17 protein-coding genes are annotated in these 17,008 nt (G+C 37.1%); 16 read left to right on the top strand and 1 reads right to left on the bottom strand.

Annotated features, from left to right (window positions below; genetic code table 11):
- Positions 1-306: 306 nt before the first annotated feature.
- Entirely contained in the window at positions 307-984 is a 678-nt protein-coding gene (locus ACI48O_RS01850) for a hypothetical protein (protein WP_435559994.1), read from the top strand.
- A 207-nt stretch (positions 985-1,191) separates the two neighbouring features.
- Here the strand turns inward: ACI48O_RS01850 and ACI48O_RS01845 are convergent, their stop codons facing one another.
- A complete protein-coding gene (locus ACI48O_RS01845) occupies positions 1,192-1,941 on the bottom strand; it encodes a sulfite exporter TauE/SafE family protein (protein ID WP_435559993.1) in 750 nt (249 codons plus the stop codon).
- 122 nt (positions 1,942-2,063) lie between these two features.
- Between ACI48O_RS01845 and ACI48O_RS01840 the strand changes: the two genes are divergently transcribed.
- The 15 genes from ACI48O_RS01840 to ACI48O_RS01770 all read left to right on the top strand — a co-directional run bounded on the left by ACI48O_RS01840 (position 2,064) and on the right by ACI48O_RS01770 (position 16,987).
- Positions 2,064-2,957, top strand: coding sequence for a LysR family transcriptional regulator (locus tag ACI48O_RS01840; protein WP_435559992.1), 894 nt, complete (start codon positions 2,064-2,066; stop codon positions 2,955-2,957).
- Positions 2,958-3,562: 605 nt separating this feature from the next.
- Positions 3,563-4,768: a Na+-transporting malonate decarboxylase, carboxybiotin decarboxylase subunit gene (gene madB / locus ACI48O_RS01835; protein ID WP_435559991.1), complete on the top strand. Its 1,206-nt coding sequence runs from the start codon at positions 3,563-3,565 to the stop codon at positions 4,766-4,768.
- A 251-nt stretch (positions 4,769-5,019) separates the two neighbouring features.
- Positions 5,020-5,481, top strand: a complete 462-nt coding sequence (locus ACI48O_RS01830; RefSeq protein WP_435559990.1) for a HutP family protein — start codon at positions 5,020-5,022, stop codon at positions 5,479-5,481.
- Positions 5,482-5,582: 101 nt separating this feature from the next.
- A complete protein-coding gene (gene mdcA / locus ACI48O_RS01825; RefSeq protein ID WP_435559989.1) occupies positions 5,583-7,253 on the top strand; it encodes a malonate decarboxylase subunit alpha in 1,671 nt (556 codons plus the stop codon).
- Between the two features lie 20 nt (positions 7,254-7,273).
- On the top strand, positions 7,274-7,606 hold the full coding sequence (mdcC, locus tag ACI48O_RS01820) for a malonate decarboxylase acyl carrier protein (RefSeq protein ID WP_435559988.1): 333 nt from the start codon (positions 7,274-7,276) through the stop codon (positions 7,604-7,606).
- Between the two features lies 1 nt (position 7,607).
- Entirely contained in the window at positions 7,608-8,570 is a 963-nt protein-coding gene (locus tag ACI48O_RS01815) for a biotin-independent malonate decarboxylase subunit beta (RefSeq protein WP_435559987.1), read from the top strand.
- 26 nt (positions 8,571-8,596) lie between these two features.
- The gene (gene mdcE, locus ACI48O_RS01810; protein WP_435560024.1) at positions 8,597-9,478 is read left to right on the top strand and encodes a biotin-independent malonate decarboxylase subunit gamma; all 882 of its coding nucleotides are present in this window, start codon (positions 8,597-8,599) and stop codon (positions 9,476-9,478) included.
- Between the two features lie 18 nt (positions 9,479-9,496).
- Entirely contained in the window at positions 9,497-10,591 is a 1,095-nt protein-coding gene (locus ACI48O_RS01805; protein WP_435559986.1) for a hypothetical protein, read from the top strand.
- Position 10,592: 1 nt separating this feature from the next.
- Positions 10,593-11,279: a malonate decarboxylase holo-[acyl-carrier-protein] synthase gene (mdcG, locus tag ACI48O_RS01800; protein WP_435559985.1), complete on the top strand. Its 687-nt coding sequence runs from the start codon at positions 10,593-10,595 to the stop codon at positions 11,277-11,279.
- A 117-nt stretch (positions 11,280-11,396) separates the two neighbouring features.
- The gene (locus tag ACI48O_RS01795) at positions 11,397-11,606 is read left to right on the top strand and encodes an acyl-CoA carboxylase biotin carboxyl carrier protein subunit (protein WP_435559984.1); all 210 of its coding nucleotides are present in this window, start codon (positions 11,397-11,399) and stop codon (positions 11,604-11,606) included.
- A 199-nt stretch (positions 11,607-11,805) separates the two neighbouring features.
- Positions 11,806-12,207 carry a malonate transporter subunit MadL gene (madL, locus tag ACI48O_RS01790; protein WP_435559983.1) on the top strand — a complete coding sequence of 134 codons (402 nt, stop codon included), beginning with the start codon at positions 11,806-11,808 and terminating at the stop codon, positions 12,205-12,207.
- Positions 12,200-12,964, top strand: a complete 765-nt coding sequence (madM, locus tag ACI48O_RS01785) for a malonate transporter subunit MadM (RefSeq protein ID WP_435559982.1) — start codon at positions 12,200-12,202, stop codon at positions 12,962-12,964. The genes madL and madM overlap by 8 nt, the downstream gene beginning before the upstream one ends.
- A gap of 120 nt (positions 12,965-13,084) precedes the next feature.
- Entirely contained in the window at positions 13,085-13,981 is an 897-nt protein-coding gene (locus ACI48O_RS01780) for a triphosphoribosyl-dephospho-CoA synthase MdcB (RefSeq protein ID WP_435559981.1), read from the top strand.
- Between the two features lie 230 nt (positions 13,982-14,211).
- A complete protein-coding gene (locus ACI48O_RS01775; protein WP_435559980.1) occupies positions 14,212-16,563 on the top strand; it encodes a glycerophosphodiester phosphodiesterase family protein in 2,352 nt (783 codons plus the stop codon).
- 193 nt (positions 16,564-16,756) lie between these two features.
- Entirely contained in the window at positions 16,757-16,987 is a 231-nt protein-coding gene (locus ACI48O_RS01770) for an excisionase family DNA-binding protein (RefSeq protein WP_435559979.1), read from the top strand.
- The last annotated feature ends 21 nt before the right edge of the window (positions 16,988-17,008 follow it).

Raw genomic sequence — 17,008 nt, 5'->3', positions numbered from 1 at the left:
AATTGCTAGTTGGTTGTTTCTGGCATTTAACTGATGTATGTTATGGCCGTATGTTTATTAATGTTTATGAATCATTTTTCAAAAACAAATTGTATAAACACTAATATTTATACATAAATTGTGAAGTTTGGTTATTGAACAAACGGGCCAGATTGTTGAGCAGCAAGTGTAAAGAAAAATGTAATATGTGAAGGTTTTCGCTTAAAGTAACGGGGCAGTTTAGTGGAATAAGGAAATTCTTTATTAATTGAGTTAAAATTATAATAAATATAAAGTATGTAGGGGATTTTGAAAGGGGCAATATGTTTGGATTTATTTGAAGAGATTGTTATAAATGACATTGAACAAGATCCAATAATTAAAATTAGAGAAAATAATGAACAGCCAAAGGTGGTATATGAGAAGTTAGAAATTGATGAATTTTCTGGACAGGAAATTCCATCAATTTCTCAATATTTATTAGCTCCCTTTATATTAGTTAGTTCAAATGGAATGTTGGAGATTCCGATAGATGATGATAAAACTCTCGATATAGCCACCAAAGAAATTGCTCCCCACTTTAACAAGGTTGTAAAAATTACAACCGATGAAAAACAAGTAGGTATTAGGTTGCAAAATGTTAGGGAAAGTTCAAAAATACATTTTATGAATCTAAAAGAAAATCGTAAAGTTAATGCAATTGTGAATGATATATATTCAGAAGGGACTTCAAGCTGGGGAGAAACATTCGCAGCAAAAGAATTTAGAGTTAATCTCGATCTTGTAAGAAAAACAACTAATCATGATATTTTATCAATGTGGGATTTTTTTGAACATACTTTTGTGCAGGCATATGGAGGGATGGCTATAATACCAAGTGGATGGTCATTTGATGAATCCTTTAAAGAAAGGGTAGCAGTTCAGTCTTTTGCAAGTGTTTGTAATGAAATGATCGTCACAGTTAATAGTGAAAATAATATGATTACTTCTGTTCTAATAAGTTAAAAAGTTTTCTTATTCAACTAAAGGGCGCGATTGTTGTAGAATTTTTATAGAAAATTAAAAAGGTAAACACCACTACATCAATATGTCTGCGACCAACACTCAAGCCATGTTGAGTCCGTAGCAATTTTAAAGTTGGAACAATAACGTATAATGCAAGGTATGTTGGTATTAACCACATACCTTGCTTTCTTTTCATGCTCCAAATAATTAATCCATTAGGAGAATTGCTCCACCAATCATTGGAAATAGAACCATGGAGGTTTTTAAAAAAGGTAATGGAACCCGTTTGGTAAATTTAGCTCCAATATAAGAGCCAATCATCGTACCGCTTACTACTTGAAGGAGAAGTTGAAAGTCCAGAAAGCCTATTTGATAATATCCTGCCCCTCCAGCTAGGGCAATTGGTAGAATAACGAGCATTGTAGTCCCGGCTGCCTGTTTAACGGGCATTTGTAAAAAAGCCATTAGCCCAATTTGTATGAATGGTGTTGAGCCGATACCAAACAAACCTGATAAACCCCCAGTGATAAGACCGATTCCCGTAGCGAAACAGAAAAATTTTGCCCCTTGAGTTATTTCTTTTTTTGCATTTTTATCCTGAGCGACAATAAACATGCGAAGCCATAGAATAAGTCCTGACAGGAATAATAAACCTGCGGTCATCCATTTCAGTTCATTAGAAGGTATATGTTCAGTGAATTTACTGCTAATTAATGCTCCGACCGCACCAAAGGCCCCAACGATGATGCCGGTTCGGAATGAGATATTCCCTTCACGATAATGACTGAAAGTCCCGGATAAAGATGAAAAGATCATTGCACCAAGAGCGGTCCCTAACGCCATATGGATAGGAACCCCAAAGAGAACGGTCAATAAAGAGATTATTACTCCCGATCCTCCTGCTCCTAAAAAACCTAATAACATGCCTACCCCTAACATTGTTAAAGTAATCCCCATTTTGTTCCCCACTTTTCAAAATGTAATTCTAATAGTATTAAAACACGAGAAATACATGACGTCTAATGCATTAATTATAAGAATTTGATGATATAATGTAATTAATTCGTTTCTAGAACGGGGTGAGAAGGTTGGAGTGGCAGCAGCTTGAATACTTTAAGACCGTTGCTGAGTTGGAGCATTTTCATCAAGCGGCAGAAATCCTTAATATCTCTCAATCAGCGTTAAGCAGATCGATTTCAAAATTGGAAAAAAGTCTGGGTCTACCTTTATTTGATAGAAATGGAAGAGGGGTTGTCCTTAATAGGTACGGTAAGATGTTTTATAAAAGGACCTGTAGAATATTGCAGGAAATGGCAGAGGCGAAACAGGAGATAAAAGAATTGTTTGATCCTGAAAATGGTGTAGTTTCTTTAGCTTTTCTAAAGTCTTTAGGGGTTTCTTATATCCCTAACATTTTGAACATTTTTCTAAGTGAACATCCAAACATTAATTTTCAACTTTTTCAAAGTTCTACGGCAGAGATGATTGAACAATTGGAAGAAGGAATAATAGATTTTTGTATAACGTCAGAAATACAAAACCAGAAGGGAATTAAGTGGATTGAATTGTGGAAAGAAGAATTATTTTTCTTTGTTCATAAAAATCATCGACTTGCAAATCGAAAAAACCTAACCCTTGCTGAATTGTGTAATGAAAAATTTATTGTTCTTAAAAAAGGCTATTCGATTCGAACTATATTCGATGAACTATGTCTAGATGCGAATCTAAAGCCAAATATAACATTTGAAAGTGATGAAATTGTAACGATTGTTGGGTTTGTAAGTGAAAATCTTGGAATTGCATTATTGCCAAAACTTCAAGGAGTGCATATGGACAATATCCAGGCACTGCAAATCTCTGAGTTTAATTGTGAGAGAGTAATCGGTTTTGCATTAAAAGAGGAGAGATTTCTTAGCCCGGTTGCGCATAAATTCTTAGCGTTTCTTGTTGAGCATTCTCAACAACATAATTAAAAGAAGCGATATATGATTCAATTACTTGTCTAAATCGACACAGAAATGTAAATATTTAAAATTGAATCTTGTGTTTGGCGATGATATATTTGATTTGTTAAAGTGAATGATCGAGATAGCGTGAATTGTAAAAGTGATTTTATTATTGTGATATAATATTTTTAATACTGTGACTGAGGGATAAGTAGGGCTATTAATGAGCCTTGTTTATCCTTTTTATTTTTTTAGGGTGTCAAAAAGTTGTAATAAAATTGATATTGAACCTATTTATAGTAGGTGATATATTGAACTTGTCAATGTGACTAAGAGTTGGAATTCGAGAGTGATTTACTGATTTAAAAGGAAAACATCTAAATATTGGTGATTAAGGGATAAATAAGGCGGAATAACTGCCTTTATTTATCCCTTTTTTTTTACAAAAAGAACTAATTGTTATTTATCTTATTGTTTTTTTCGTAATAGAAAGGAGGAAAAACATGAGTATTATTACATACACGCTATTTACATATGGGTTAACCGCAGTGTTATCTCTGTTAGTAATTGGTGTTGTCGTACTAACCAATAATGTTCTTAGTAGAAAAGAAAAATAAAGGAGGATTATCAACATGGAATTTTTTACACAACTATTTCCGGGGATTGGTAGTTTATTAGTTCAAGATCCGGTAATCGCATTTTCACGGATTGCATTTATTGCAATAGGTTTTGCTCTTGCATATTTAGGATTTAAGCGGACATTGGAGCCACTAATTATGGTTCCGATGGGATTAGGAATGATTGCAGTAAATGCAGGTGTTCTATTTTTAGACGGTGGTCAGATTGGGACTATTTTCCTTGATCCGATGGTAAGTGACCCAGGTGACCTAGTAAATATCATGCAAATCAACTTCTTGCAGCCGGTTTATAATTTATTGTTTAGTAACGGTCTAATTGCAGTTCTTGTTTTTATGGGGATCGGTGCAATGAGTGACATTGGGTTCATTCTTGCAAGACCTTGGGCAAGTATTATTGTGGCTATTTTTGCAGAGTTAGGTACGTTTGTTACTCTTGCATTAGGATTGTATCTTGGACTAGAGCCAGGCGAAGCGGCAGCAACAGCTACTATTGGTGGTGCTGATGGTCCAATGGTTTTATTCACATCACTGATGTTGGCGCCAGAACTATTTGTTCCAATTTCAATTATTGCCTACTTATATTTAAGCCTTACCTATGCGGGTTATCCTTATTTAATTAAATTGTTTGTTCCAAAGAAGTATAGAGGTATTGATGTTGAAATCGATATGCCAGCTGTATCGAAAAAGAGCAAGTTTATTTTTGTAATCGTTGTTTGTGGAGTGCTTTGTCTGCTACTTCCTGTTGCGGCTCCATTAATTTTAGGGTTTTTCCTCGGTGTGGCAATTCGTGAAGCTGAAATCAACCCTTATCAAGAACAACTTGAAAAAACTATTACTTATCTATCAACAATGTTTTTAGGGCTAGTACTAGGTGTTCTATGTGAAGCATCTACGTTATTAAATCCAAAAGTTGGTCTACTTGTTATTTTAGGAATTACTGCATTGGCAGTTTCTGCTTGCGGTGGTCTTATTGGTGGCTGGATCGTCTACTTATTTAACAAGAAAAAATATAGTCCTGTTATCGGGATTGCAGGTGTTTCATGTATGCCGACTACGGCAAAACTTGCTCAATATGCGGCACAGGAAGAGAATCCATACGCAATGATTATGCCACTTGCTTTAGGTGCAAATCTGAGTGGACTGATTACTTCTGCAATTGTAACAGGTGTATTTGTTGCTACGATTAATATGTTAGGTTAATAGCTAGAAAAAGTATGATCGTTTTAAACGATTCATACTTTTTCGTCTCTCAATGTGAGAGGATTACTAAATGGTAAATGAAGAGGAAATAAAAGGGAGTTTGGAATATAGCCACTTTGGATATATGACATTTTTTTGACAGAAGATTGTGAATAATTATTGTCATAAAAAATTGGGTATTGTTTTTTTGAAATAATATCACTATGATTTAAGCATACAGAATTTATATGTTGAAATGAGCGAATGTGAGTATGAGTGAAGCAGGAATTAATGAGTTGTTAAAGAACACCTTTTGGCCATCTACCGAAAGCAAAGTATCAACTGCCGCTATGTTATTATCGCTAACATCTACTTTATCAGGCGAAGAAAGAGTAAAATCTCTTTTAAGAGCTGAGGGACTAAAGTTTGCAGTTACAGAAGTTGGTGGAAAAACAGGTGGAGAGTTTCAGGACAAAGTATCAAGATCGATAATAGGTTGCTGTCTTAATAATAATATAATCCACAAAACCTCTAACGAAATCCACGCATTGCTACATGCAGTGGAAGAAGCGAAAAGGGGTATGATGGTTAATGTTGCGTCCAGTGTTAGTTTAGCAATTAAGGTGGCAGTGGTGAGGGACGATCATTGGATTGCAGTAGCTATGTATGGTCAATCTGCAATTCATCCAATTACTAACCACCATCGGTCTGGACTTGGAGTCATGCACTTATAACGGTTTGAATAACTTAATAATTCGAGAAAATGAGACAAATATGGGTTAACCAACCCTATATTTGTCTTTTTTTTATAAAAAAAAGGAAGGAGATGCGCTTAATGATTACTCAAGTAGAGCAAGAATGGGATTCGTTAAAAAAAGATTATCAAGAACGAATTCAAAGCGCAAAACAATATATCCAAACAGGTAAGATAGTAGATTCAAAAGATACGGTTTCCTTATTGGAAGCGGTGATCAAGTCGGGTGACAAAGTATCTCTTGAAGGAAATAACCAAAAGCAGGCTGATTTTTTAGCTGAAGCACTTTGTAAGGTTGATCCTGGGAAAATTCACGATTTGCACATGGTTCAGTCAGTAATAGCTTTGGATAGTCATTTGGATGTTTTTGAAAAGGGAATTGCAAAAAAATTAGATTTTTCTTTTTCCGGCCCACAAGCTGGCCGCCTTGCGAAATTTGTAAATGACGGCAAAGTTCAGATTGGTGCGATTCATACTTATTTAGAGTTGTTTGGACGCTTTTTTGTAGATTTAACACCAAGGGTAGCATTAATAGTAGCTTACCAAGCAGATAAAGATGGAAATTTATACACTGGGTTTAACACAGAAGATACACCTGCGATTGTGGAAGCAACCAAATTTAAACAAGGAATTGTTATCGCACAAGTCAATGAAGTAGTAGATAAACTACCACGTATCGATATTCCTGCCGATTGGGTTGATTTTGTAATTGAAGCACCAAAACCATTTTACATTGAACCGCTATTTACAAGGGATCCGGCTTTAATTACTGATGCGCAAGTATTAAGAGCGATGATGGCCATTAAAGGTATTTATGCTGAATATGGAGTACAGCGTGTCAATCATGGGGTAGGGTTTGATACAGCGGCAATTGAGTTGTTATTGCCAACCTATGGAGAAGAATTGGGATTAAAAGGGGAAATTTGTTCCTATTTTGTGTTAAATCCACATCCTGCATTAATTCCGGCAATTGAGTCAGGTTGGGTGAAATCGATCCATTCCTTTGGCGGAGAACTCGGTATGGAAAAATACGTTAGTGAAAGATCCGACGTTTTCTTTAACGGACCTGATGGATCAATGCGCTCTAACCGTGCTTTTGCTCAAGCTGCAGGACATTATGCATTAGATATGTTCATTGGTGGTACGTTGCAGATTGATAAGTATGGTAATAGTAGTACAGCTACAGCAAGCAGGGTTACTGGATTTGGCGGTGCTCCAAATATGGGCTGCGACGCAAAAGGAAGACGTCATGCAACGGATTCTTGGCTAAAGGCTGGGGAAGAGTATTCAACCAATGAACAGCTAATCGGTGATTTACCAAGAGGGAAAAAGCTAGTTGTTCAATTGCAAGAGACATTTAGAGAAAAATTAGCTCCTGGATTTGTAGAAAAACTTGATGCATGGAAACTGGCAGAAAATGCAGACTTGGCTATCCCTCCTGTCATGATTTATTCCGATGACGTGACCCATATTGTAACTGAAGAAGGGATCGCATACTTACACAAATGTTCGGATATGAACGAAAGAATGGCTGCAATTCGTGCCGTTGCAGGATATACGACTCTAGGTTTAGAGGAAGATAGTAATGAAACGTTAACATTACGACAAAAAGGAATCGTGAAAACGCCGGAAGATTTAGGCATTGATGTTAGCAGAGCGAACCGATCTCTTTTAGCAGCGAAAAATATGAAAGAATTGGTTGAATGGTCAAAAGGTCTCTATGAGCCACCTGCAAAATATAGAAACTGGTAATTGATAAGGAGGGAAATACAGTGGCATTACAAGAATTAACTTTTCATTTTAATGTAGAAAATCCAACCACGATACAAAAAGAATGGGTTCATTCCGGTGTAGTAGGATCAGGTGATTTGGAAATTTTAATGGAGAGACAAAACTCTAATGGGGCTGTTGATGTAAAAGTAGTCACACCAGTTAATGGTTTTAATCATGTTTGGCAAAAAGTATTAGAAAAATTTATAACTGAGAAACATTTGGGAGATGTAAAGATTGAGATAAATGATAATAACGCCACCCCAAGTGTTGTTTCGTTAAGACTAGCTCAAGCTTTCATTGAAGCAAATAAGCTTGAAAAGGAGGTAGGGTGAGGTGCAAAAATGGGGAGAATTGCAAAATAATAGTTTCCTAGAATCAACTGCACGGGAAAGAGCAATTGGCTTGGTTGACGAAGGTACATTTGTTGAATTGCTAAATCCAAAAGATAAAATGTCCAGTCCACATCTACCAGTACTTGGGGAGGCTATTTCCTTTGATGATGGAGTGGTTGTAGGGATTGGAAAAATTGGGAAACGGCCTATTTTCGTCATTTCTCAAGAGGGACGTTTCATTGGTGGTTCTGTAGGTGAAGTGTGTGGGGCTAAAATGGTTTACACCATCAAATTAGCAATTCGTACTTATGAGCAAATCAAAGAAAAATATCCGGATTCATGGGAAGAACGAAGACCGGCAGTAGTCATATCATTTGAAACTGGCGGTGTTAGATTGCATGAATCCAACGCTGGTCTTCTTGCACATGCAGAAGTAATGGATCAAATCCAAGATGCCCGTAAGAAAGTTCCGATTATAAGTGTAATTGGAAGTAAGGTTGGTTGCTTCGGAGGGATGGGATTTGTTGGAGCGGCAACAGACGTGATCATCATGAGTGAAGATGGAAGACTAGGTCTGACTGGACCTGAAGTTATCGAGCAAGAAATGGGCAAAGATGAGTTTGATTCATCCAACCGGGCTTTAGTATTCCGTACAACTGGCGGAAGACACAAATATATTATGGGTGACTGTAATTACTTAGTTCGTGAGACAATACAAGCCTTTAGAGAAAAGGTAAGTGAAGTCGTAGAATTACCAATGGAAGAAATTGAACAATTACGACGGATTGGTTCAAGTGAATTAGTTGAAAACCAGGTAAGGTTGGTTAATGAAGCTCTTTCCGTCGATCCTGCAGATTCAATGGATATGTGGAAATACTTTGGAAATGAACAACCAGAAGTACTTCTTGGGCTAACATATGATGAGTTTATGAAAACAGCTAAGCGCCGTAATGCGGTTAGTTAAGTGAGGGGGAAAATTAAGTGCTAGATATGGAAATGGAACTTTCTATGATGGGAAGAGGCAGAGACGCTATTGATATGATTATCGATGCTGATTCGATGCAAGAAAACTTAATCGAAGATTATATCTTTGCCTCAGATATGGGACCTGGTGCAGTAGTAGGAACAGCCAAAATAAGTGGTGAAAAGGTTACGATCATTGCAAGTGATGCAATGGAGATGAACATGAAGTTTAGAGTTGTTTATTCAGGGGTCATTGGTCTTGAAGAAGGATATAAAATGGCCATGGCGGTTTACCGTACGATTGCAAGTGATAAGAACAAGCCAGTCGAAGAAAAGAGACCGATTGTCCTTATCGTCGACACCCCAGGGAATGCGCCAGGAAAACTGGAAGAGATCGTTGGAATGAACAAAGCAACGGGAGCGTACCAACTTGCATTAGCTGAGGCTAGGAAAGAGGGACATCCAATTGTTGCAATGGTCATTGGAAGAGCAATTAGCGGTGCCTTTTTATGTCACGGATTGCAAGCAGATCGAATTTTATCTTTGTCTAAAAACTTTGGAACAATGATACATGTTATGCCGCTTACCAGCGTTTCACGGATTACTAAAATTGATATTGAAAGATTGGAAGAATTATCAAAAGAAAATCCAGTTTTCGCTGCTGGTCCAGAATTTTTCTATCAGCTTGGCGGAGTTGAAGAAATGGTTTATAAAGTGGAGGATATGCGCCAAACCATTAGTAAGCATATTTCAGAAATCCACAAATTAAAAGAAAATGGTCAATTTGATCAATTGGGACCATGGGGCCGAGGGGAACTTGGTTTTGAAAGAAATGGAAGAAAAGCAAGAAAACTAGCTATACAAAAAATGGAAGAAGAGTATCTGCAAGTAATCGATCGTTATATTTAAAAGGTGAAGGTGATAAGAGTGAAAGAATTCCTAGATAACTTGCATTCTATGGTAGAAGAATTCGGTACAGCTCCTAAATATGATGAAATGCCACGAAGAAGTTTAGCGGATAAAGGAATTGACGGTCCTACTGCCGCGCACTTGATTGATGAAATCCATTGTCCGTTCAATTTATCGTATTTAACCTTTACTACAGGTTCTTCTGCCTTTCAAAATATCGTAGGAGTTACTCATTCTGAAATTGCCACTCGGATTAAGGCGGCGCACCGGGCTTTTGAACTTGCAGGAGTAAAAAAAGGCAGTAAACTCTTGTTTACGTATCCTCCGCTCGTGAATGTGTTTTGCAAAAACTCCCTAGAGGAGTACGAATTAAAATGGTCTTTTCTGATCAGGTCCAACAGGGATGCATTTCTAGATGCATTATATCGTGAGCAACCAGACGTTATTATTGGTGAATCTTCATTTATTCGAGCTGCTTTGGAAGATGCTAAATTAATGGGGATTACAAAGTATTTACCAAAAAAGAGAATCTTTTTGGTTGCTGGGTCACCAATGGACTTAGATTTATTACCGGTTGTTGAAGAAATTGACGGAAGCGTTCATGATCTTTATGGCTGTCAAGAATTTGGTTGGCTTACCCTTGATGGGATCCCTTTAAGAGATGATATTTCTTTAATAAAGTCCACGCCAGTTGAAAGTTCAGTGATGGAACTGGTTGTCGGCGGTCTACCAATGGGTGATAGTTTTGTAATCTCGGAATCTGGGCATGTTCTTAACCCGGAAGGGAAAATCATTACATATCGCAGGGAACGTACGTATCCAGAATATGAAGTGTGGATTAAAGCCACTACTCTGGCATCCACAGATTCCATAAATCGAGTTGCGCGTACTATTTTAAGAATTAAATCAAGAGTAGTTAAAGTGGCACCTGAAGTAGTTACATCTGCGAAGCATACTGTATTGGAATTGAGACCAAGTATTGGTGAACTAAATGGCTCGCCAATTCTGATTGAGGGCGATGAAAAGACCATTTTATTTGATGAATTGGTTCAAGCCCAGCTCAATTATCAACAGTTAAGCAAAGTAGACCCAACTTGGATAAAGAGAAGGTAATATGATGGATATTAAACGTCATGTTTTGTTGGAGGTTTCCAACCTTGGCAGGGAACTTGCTTTTGAGTGGATGATGGATCAAACCTGCTGTAAAGGACGATTAGCGGAAATTAAGGAGTTAGTGGTAGCAGGTTTAAATGGGACAAAAATACCTGCTATTGTAAGGCGGAAGGCAGAAACCGTCCGAAAGGATGTCATAGCAGTTGGGTTTTCTTCCCCTCTCCTTAATGAAGGTAATAGATTAAGAATTCCTGGGTTTGTGCCAATAAAGGAGATTCAAAATACGGTTCATCCTTATGAAATCTTGGCAAAAGAATTCTCAGAACGGACAAATGCGTTAAAAGCATTAGCTAAAATCTATCAAAACGCTCAAGAGTATGATATAACTCTTGGAGTTTTTGGATCGGCCGCCCTTGAAGTCTATACTTCATTACCCTATACCCATAATGATTCTGATTTGGACTTAATTATTAGAGGGGCAGAAATAGAAAAGATAGAAAAATTCTATCGTTCTATATTAGAAATAGGCAAACAGTATGATTGTAAAGTTGATTTGGAATTAGAATGCCAAGATTATGAAATCAAGGTTGCAGAGTTGTTCACTGATACTGAGCACATTCTTGGAAAAGGCATGGACGGAGTAGAGCTTATTACAAGGGAAAAAGTAAATCAGTGGCTTCATTCTTAATTTTCTAAAGCAATAATTTAAGGAGGTGATATAATATCAGAGGTATTATTCGAAGATAACAATATATAAGCAAGTAAAATTTTTCCACAATTATATTTATAAAAGGAGACGTACACAATGGAAATCAAATCACGTATGCCAGGAGTATTACTAGAACTAAAGGTTGCAGTTGGTGATGCAATCAAAACTAAAGACATCGTTGCAGTAATGGAGGCAATGAAAATGAAGCAACCACTTCCATCACCGGTAGATGGAGTGGTAAAAGAGATCAAATTCCAAGGTGGAGACCGTGTTGATGCGGGCAGCATCATTATGGTAATTGAATAATTAGTAACAGTTAACCGCTCCAACCAAAAGGGTTAGAGCGGTCTCTTAAAGATAGTAAAATCGAAGTTTGAAATGGGCATTCAATAAGATTCTACTATGTTTAACTTATTATTAGGATAAAACAATATATGGGTATTTGTCAATTCATTACCCATATTAAATGCTGTACCGAATGAATACTAAATTCGAGGTGCTTTATATGGTGATTTATGGGATTACTGTATTATCATGTTGCTTTTTTGTAGGCATATTCTTAGGCGATGTTTTAGGAATGGCTCTTGGCATTGATTCTAACGTCGGTGGCGTTGGGATCGCGATGCTGTTACTTATATTGGTTGTAAACAATTTAATTAAAAAAGGTAAATTAAGTAAGCCATCTCAAGAAGGAATAGCGTTTTGGAGCTCAATGTACATTCCAATAGTAGTCGCAATGACTGCACAACAAAATGTGGTTTCGGCTTTGAGTGGCGGTACGATTGCAATTCTTGCGGGAGTACTTTCTGTAGTTGCTTGTTTTGCTCTAATTCCAGTACTAAGCAAAATTGGACAAAATAAAAAGACACAAGATTCCGGTATGAAGGGAGCAAAAAAGCATGCTTGATATTGCAAGTGCCATATTTGTAAAGAATGGTCTAGTAATGAGTTTTGCTATTGTCGGGATTACCATGTACTTTTCTTATTTTTTATCAAAAAATTTGACTAAGGGCAGAATACACGGTTCGGCTATTGCCATTATTTTTGGGCTAATCCTTGCCTATATTGGTGGAATTGTAACCGGTGGCGATAAGGGAATTTCCGATATTGCTATGTTTTCAGGGATGGGTCTTTTAGGTGGTTCGATGCTGCGTGATTTTGCGATTACGGCAACAGCATTTGGAGCTGATTTTGATGAAATTAAAAAGGCTGGTCTTCCAGGAATTTTATCTTTGTTTATTGGTGTAATTTTATCTTTTATAATCGGAGCAATTGTAGCATTAGCATTTGGTTATTCCGACGCTGCTAGTGTTGCTACAATTGGAGCAGGTGCAGTAACTTTCATTGTAGGACCTGTCACCGGGGCTGCGGTTGGAGCAAGTTCGGAAGTCATTGCATTAAGTATTGCTGCAGGGGTAGTTAAGTCTATTTTAGTAATGGTAGGAACACCGTTTGTGGCAAAATTTGTTGGATTAAATAACCCTAGATCTGCAATGGTTTTTGGCGGATTAATGGGAACAACAAGTGGCGTATCTGCAGGTCTTGCTGCAACAGATCCTAAACTAGTACCTTATGGGGCAATGACCGCAACGTTCTTTACAGGATTGGGATGTTTATTAGCACCTTCTGTCCTTTTCTTAGTTACAAAAGCTATTTTAGGATAATATATTTTTAAAGTCTATTAATCATTAAACATATGAAAGCCCTCATTTGAACATTTACTTCTTTTATCATTATCAAGTATGTATCAATGAGGGTTTTTTCTATCTAGGGAGACATCAACAATGGTATATCAGAAAATGGACATTAGTTCTGAAGCATGGAAGATTGGCGAGGCTTTTTTAAAAGCTATCCTTCTTGAAGTTAGTTCATACCCAAAACCCGGCTTAGTTACATCAAGATCAAATGGTGCCCATAACGACATGAACATTTTAACTTTTATGGTTGGCAGTGCTTCAGTCGCGCCTGCATTTTTCATGTGCGCTCAAGCTGGGATTGATCATAATGGGGAATTATCTGAACTTTTGAAGGCTATCCGTAATATTGGTGTTCAAGGTGAGGAGCAGTTACTTTTCGGAACAAAAGGGGTAAATACTCAAAGAGGAGTATTGTTTTCATCAGGTCTTTTTTGCGGTGCTGCAGGGTATTTATCAAGGACTACCCAAAAGTTAGAAGCGGAAAAAATATTTGATGTAGTCTCAGCTATGACAAGCGGAATTGTCCAGCGAGAACTTGAAAATATGGATGCGAAGAGCAGGAAATTAACCGCTGGTGAGCAATTATTTCTTAAATACAAAGCCAGAGGGATAAGGGGCGAGGTAGAAGATGGATTTCCTTCAGTCAGAAATGCCGGTTTACCCGCTTTTCGTGAAGCAATTGAGATGGGGATTGATTTAAATTTCTCCATTATCCATACGTTAATTTCCTTAATGACCTGCGTGGAAGATACAACAATTTTATGGAGAACAAACCAAGAAATGCTTAGAGAAGTTCAAAGTAAGTCAAAAGAAATACTGAATCTTGGAAGTGTATTTACAAAAGAGGGATTAGCTGCAATTAGTAGATTAGATAAAGAATTTATTCAATCTCGTATCAGTCCTGGAGGCTCTGCCGACTTAGTTTCCATTACGATAGGATCTTATTTAATCGAAGAAAATCAATTTCCTGTTTCTATACTATAGGAGTTTAAGAGTTATAAAATATACAATACAGAACAAAGAGGATTGGAGCCAGTATCCCATCCTTTTTTTACGTCTATCAGATCTTTTATATAGGTCAATTCTATTAAATGATTATAGTTAAAATGAATTAATTTTCGTGAACTTTGAAATATTTAGATGAACTTAATATTCTCTTTACCTTCCTTTGCAACAATATAACTTATAAATTTGAAAAGGTAGGTGGAGGTTTAATGAAAGAGCAATTGAAAAAACGGGGAAGAAAAATTACTCCAATTGTAATCACAAGTATGATCGCCCTCGGTATGGGCTCTGTCCCACAAATAGTGAGCACAACGGTTCATGCTAGTACGCAAGAAAGGGTTCTAATTGAAGAAAACTTTGATCAATTGAATGGACAAGCATTACCAAATGGATGGAAACTGATTGAAGGACAAGCTATGGCGAAGGAAGGGAAACTACTGTTGACCTCCCCTGCAACTTCAAAACCTAGCCGTGTCATTATTCCCTTAGAAGAAGGGGCTGGCGACTATGTTTTTGAGGCAGATATGACCTTTCTTTCTGCTGTCGAAGATACTCGTTGGGCTTCTATGATGTATCGTGTGCAATCCGAAAATTACCCCTATTATCAATTTGCAGTTAGAAGGGGGACAAATGCTTTAAATGGATTAGAATTTGCGATTCGTAATGAACGAAATCAATGGGAAGTGCCTGAAAAGACTTTTTATTTTGAGCCATTTCAGTTCAATAAAAGTTATCATTTGAAAATTATCACAAAAGAAAACCGTGTCCAGCAATTTGTTAATGGCCAACTGGTGGTAGATACGGATTTAGCTTCAAAATGGATAAAAGGAGATGTGGGATTTCAGGCTTCAGGTGCAACTGTACAATTTGATAATGTAAAAGTCACTACTAATTCGGAATTGTTGCCTCCTTTGGAGAATTCTAAAGCATTCCTTGCCAACCAACCTGAAACCAATATGGTTAATGCTCCGACTGTTATTTCTAATTTTGAAAATGTGGAAGAGATTAAGAGTAATAAAGGTATCTCTTCGATTATTTTACCAATTGAAGGAAATGTACAAGGCGAACTGTTTGTAAAGGGAACCACTCTTTCTGAAGTAATCGAAGCGGTTAGAGGAAAAATGATTCCGATTTTTCAAGTTGAAGATGAAAAACTCATCCCTGCTCTGGAATCATTAATAAAAAAACAGACTCTTCAAGATGTCCATATCCTTTCTTCAAATGCTGAGATGATCAAAATAATAAAAGAAAGTATACCAAGCGCTCGGGGGTCTGTTTTATACAAAAAGGAGTCTTTAAATAAACATGATCTAGAAGAATTGGCACTCTCCATTCATGGGAATAACGGTAAAGTTGCCGTCATCCCCCAAAAGCTTATTACACCGGAAATAGTTCATTATCTGCATAGTCGTACCATTTCTGTTTGGGGGATTGGTGGAGAAAATGAAAGTGATGCCCACGCTTTAATTCATTTAGGTGTTGATGGAATTATTGCCGGGGATGAGAATTCAACAATTAGTGCGTTTAAACAGTACCCGGAGAATACAATTGTTCAGCGTCCAATTGTTGCCGCACATCGAGGTATTCCATCATTAGCACCCGAAAATACGATGGCTGGATTCCAAAAGGCATATGATCTTGGTGCAGATTTACTTGAAACAGATGTCCAAAGAACAAAAGACGGCCATCTTGTGATTATGCATGATTACACAGTGGATCGTACCACAAACGGAACGGGTAAAGTATCAAGCCTAACCTTGGAACAAATCCGTCAGTTAGATGCTGGAATAAAATATGGTGCTGATTTTGCCGGAGAAAAGGTTCCGACATTCCGCGAGTATTTACAAGCTTTTAAAGGGAAAGATGTGGTATTGCTTGTTGAAATCAAAGAGGCCGGGATTGCCGAACAGGTTGTAAAAGAAATTGAAGAGGAAGGTATGACAAATCAAGTTCTCACTCAAAGCTTCCAAATAGGTGATGTTGTTAAATCACATGAAACAAATCCTCAAATTGGTGTTGGGTACCTGTATTCTTCAGGTGTTCCATCAACAACAGATGGAAAGCTAAAAGAAGCACAGAAATTACTTAACTACGCAACAATCGTTAATGCAACACTAAATGCAAGCTATGGGAGTTTATCGGAAGAGTTTATAACCTATATGCGTCAGCGTGGTATGATCAATCTCCATTGGACATTTAGAAATGAAGAACACTTAGGGGAGCAGCTTCAACAGGGCTTAATTGGACCCATTACAGATTATACACAATGGTTAACAGATGCACCAATCCGTCTTGAAACGCCAATTAAAAAACGGAACTTAAAAGTTGGGGAGTCAGCAACAATTCAGGCAAAGGCATTTTTACACTATCGAGAAGATAAGCAAGATAATATTGAAACGAAACTATTTGTATCAGGTGACCAAAATAGTGTTGCTGTGGAGGGAAATACTATCAAAGCACTTGAACCAGGAAAAGTAAATGTATTTGTAGCCCATACTTTCCAAATGCATGGCAAAGAGTGGAATCTAGTTTCGGAACCGGTTGAAGTAGAGATTCGATAATAGGAACATATAGTAGGAAAAATTGTTATTGGGACTATCTGATGCACCAAATGATCAGATAGTTTTTTGTTTGGATGATAGGATTAAATGATGAACTACTTTTATTTTTTCATGATTATTTATAATATAAACTTAGGTTATTTCTTTGAGTAAAACTAGTAAGGATTAGTTATAGATAGAAAGGATAGGAACCATGTACCTAACAATAAAAGAAACCGCGGAATATTTACATATGCCAGAAGCTCAGGTAAAAACCCTGATTCAGCAGAAAAAGATCCGCACGATTCACGACGGGGAGCAATTTTTAATTTATAAAGAGCAATTTAACACCCATCTTAAGCAAGTTGAAAAATATAAAAAACTGGTTGAAGAAATACTGAATGAACCGATTCCTGAGGATTTGGATATTAAGGATGAGGATTAGTAAATTCTTGTCTCGACATTT

It is taken from the genome of Neobacillus terrisolis (genome assembly GCF_051233475.1).
In the GTDB taxonomy this organism is placed as follows: domain Bacteria; phylum Bacillota; class Bacilli; order Bacillales; family Cytobacillaceae; genus Bacillus_BU.
This window is presented reverse-complemented; position numbering and strand designations above follow the sequence as displayed.

What these genes read in the sequence shown, in the direction of transcription:
- ACI48O_RS01845 (WP_435559993.1), bottom strand. Translation starts at nt 1,941, where the DNA reads ATGGGGATTACTTTAACAATGTTAGGGGTAGGCATGTTATTAGGTTTT.
- madB (WP_435559991.1), top strand. Translation starts at nt 3,563, where the DNA reads ATGGAATTTTTTACACAACTATTTCCGGGGATTGGTAGTTTATTAGTT.
- ACI48O_RS01830 (WP_435559990.1), top strand. Translation starts at nt 5,020, where the DNA reads ATGAGTGAAGCAGGAATTAATGAGTTGTTAAAGAACACCTTTTGGCCA.
- mdcA (WP_435559989.1), top strand. Translation starts at nt 5,583, where the DNA reads ATGATTACTCAAGTAGAGCAAGAATGGGATTCGTTAAAAAAAGATTAT.
- mdcE (WP_435560024.1), top strand. Translation starts at nt 8,597, where the DNA reads ATGGAAATGGAACTTTCTATGATGGGAAGAGGCAGAGACGCTATTGAT.
- mdcG (WP_435559985.1), top strand. Translation starts at nt 10,593, where the DNA reads ATGATGGATATTAAACGTCATGTTTTGTTGGAGGTTTCCAACCTTGGC.
- ACI48O_RS01795 (WP_435559984.1), top strand. Translation starts at nt 11,397, where the DNA reads ATGGAAATCAAATCACGTATGCCAGGAGTATTACTAGAACTAAAGGTT.
- madL (WP_435559983.1), top strand. Translation starts at nt 11,806, where the DNA reads ATGGTGATTTATGGGATTACTGTATTATCATGTTGCTTTTTTGTAGGC.
- madM (WP_435559982.1), top strand. Translation starts at nt 12,200, where the DNA reads ATGCTTGATATTGCAAGTGCCATATTTGTAAAGAATGGTCTAGTAATG.
- ACI48O_RS01780 (WP_435559981.1), top strand. Translation starts at nt 13,085, where the DNA reads ATGGTATATCAGAAAATGGACATTAGTTCTGAAGCATGGAAGATTGGC.
- ACI48O_RS01775 (WP_435559980.1), top strand. Translation starts at nt 14,212, where the DNA reads ATGAAAGAGCAATTGAAAAAACGGGGAAGAAAAATTACTCCAATTGTA.
- ACI48O_RS01770 (WP_435559979.1), top strand. Translation starts at nt 16,757, where the DNA reads ATGTACCTAACAATAAAAGAAACCGCGGAATATTTACATATGCCAGAA.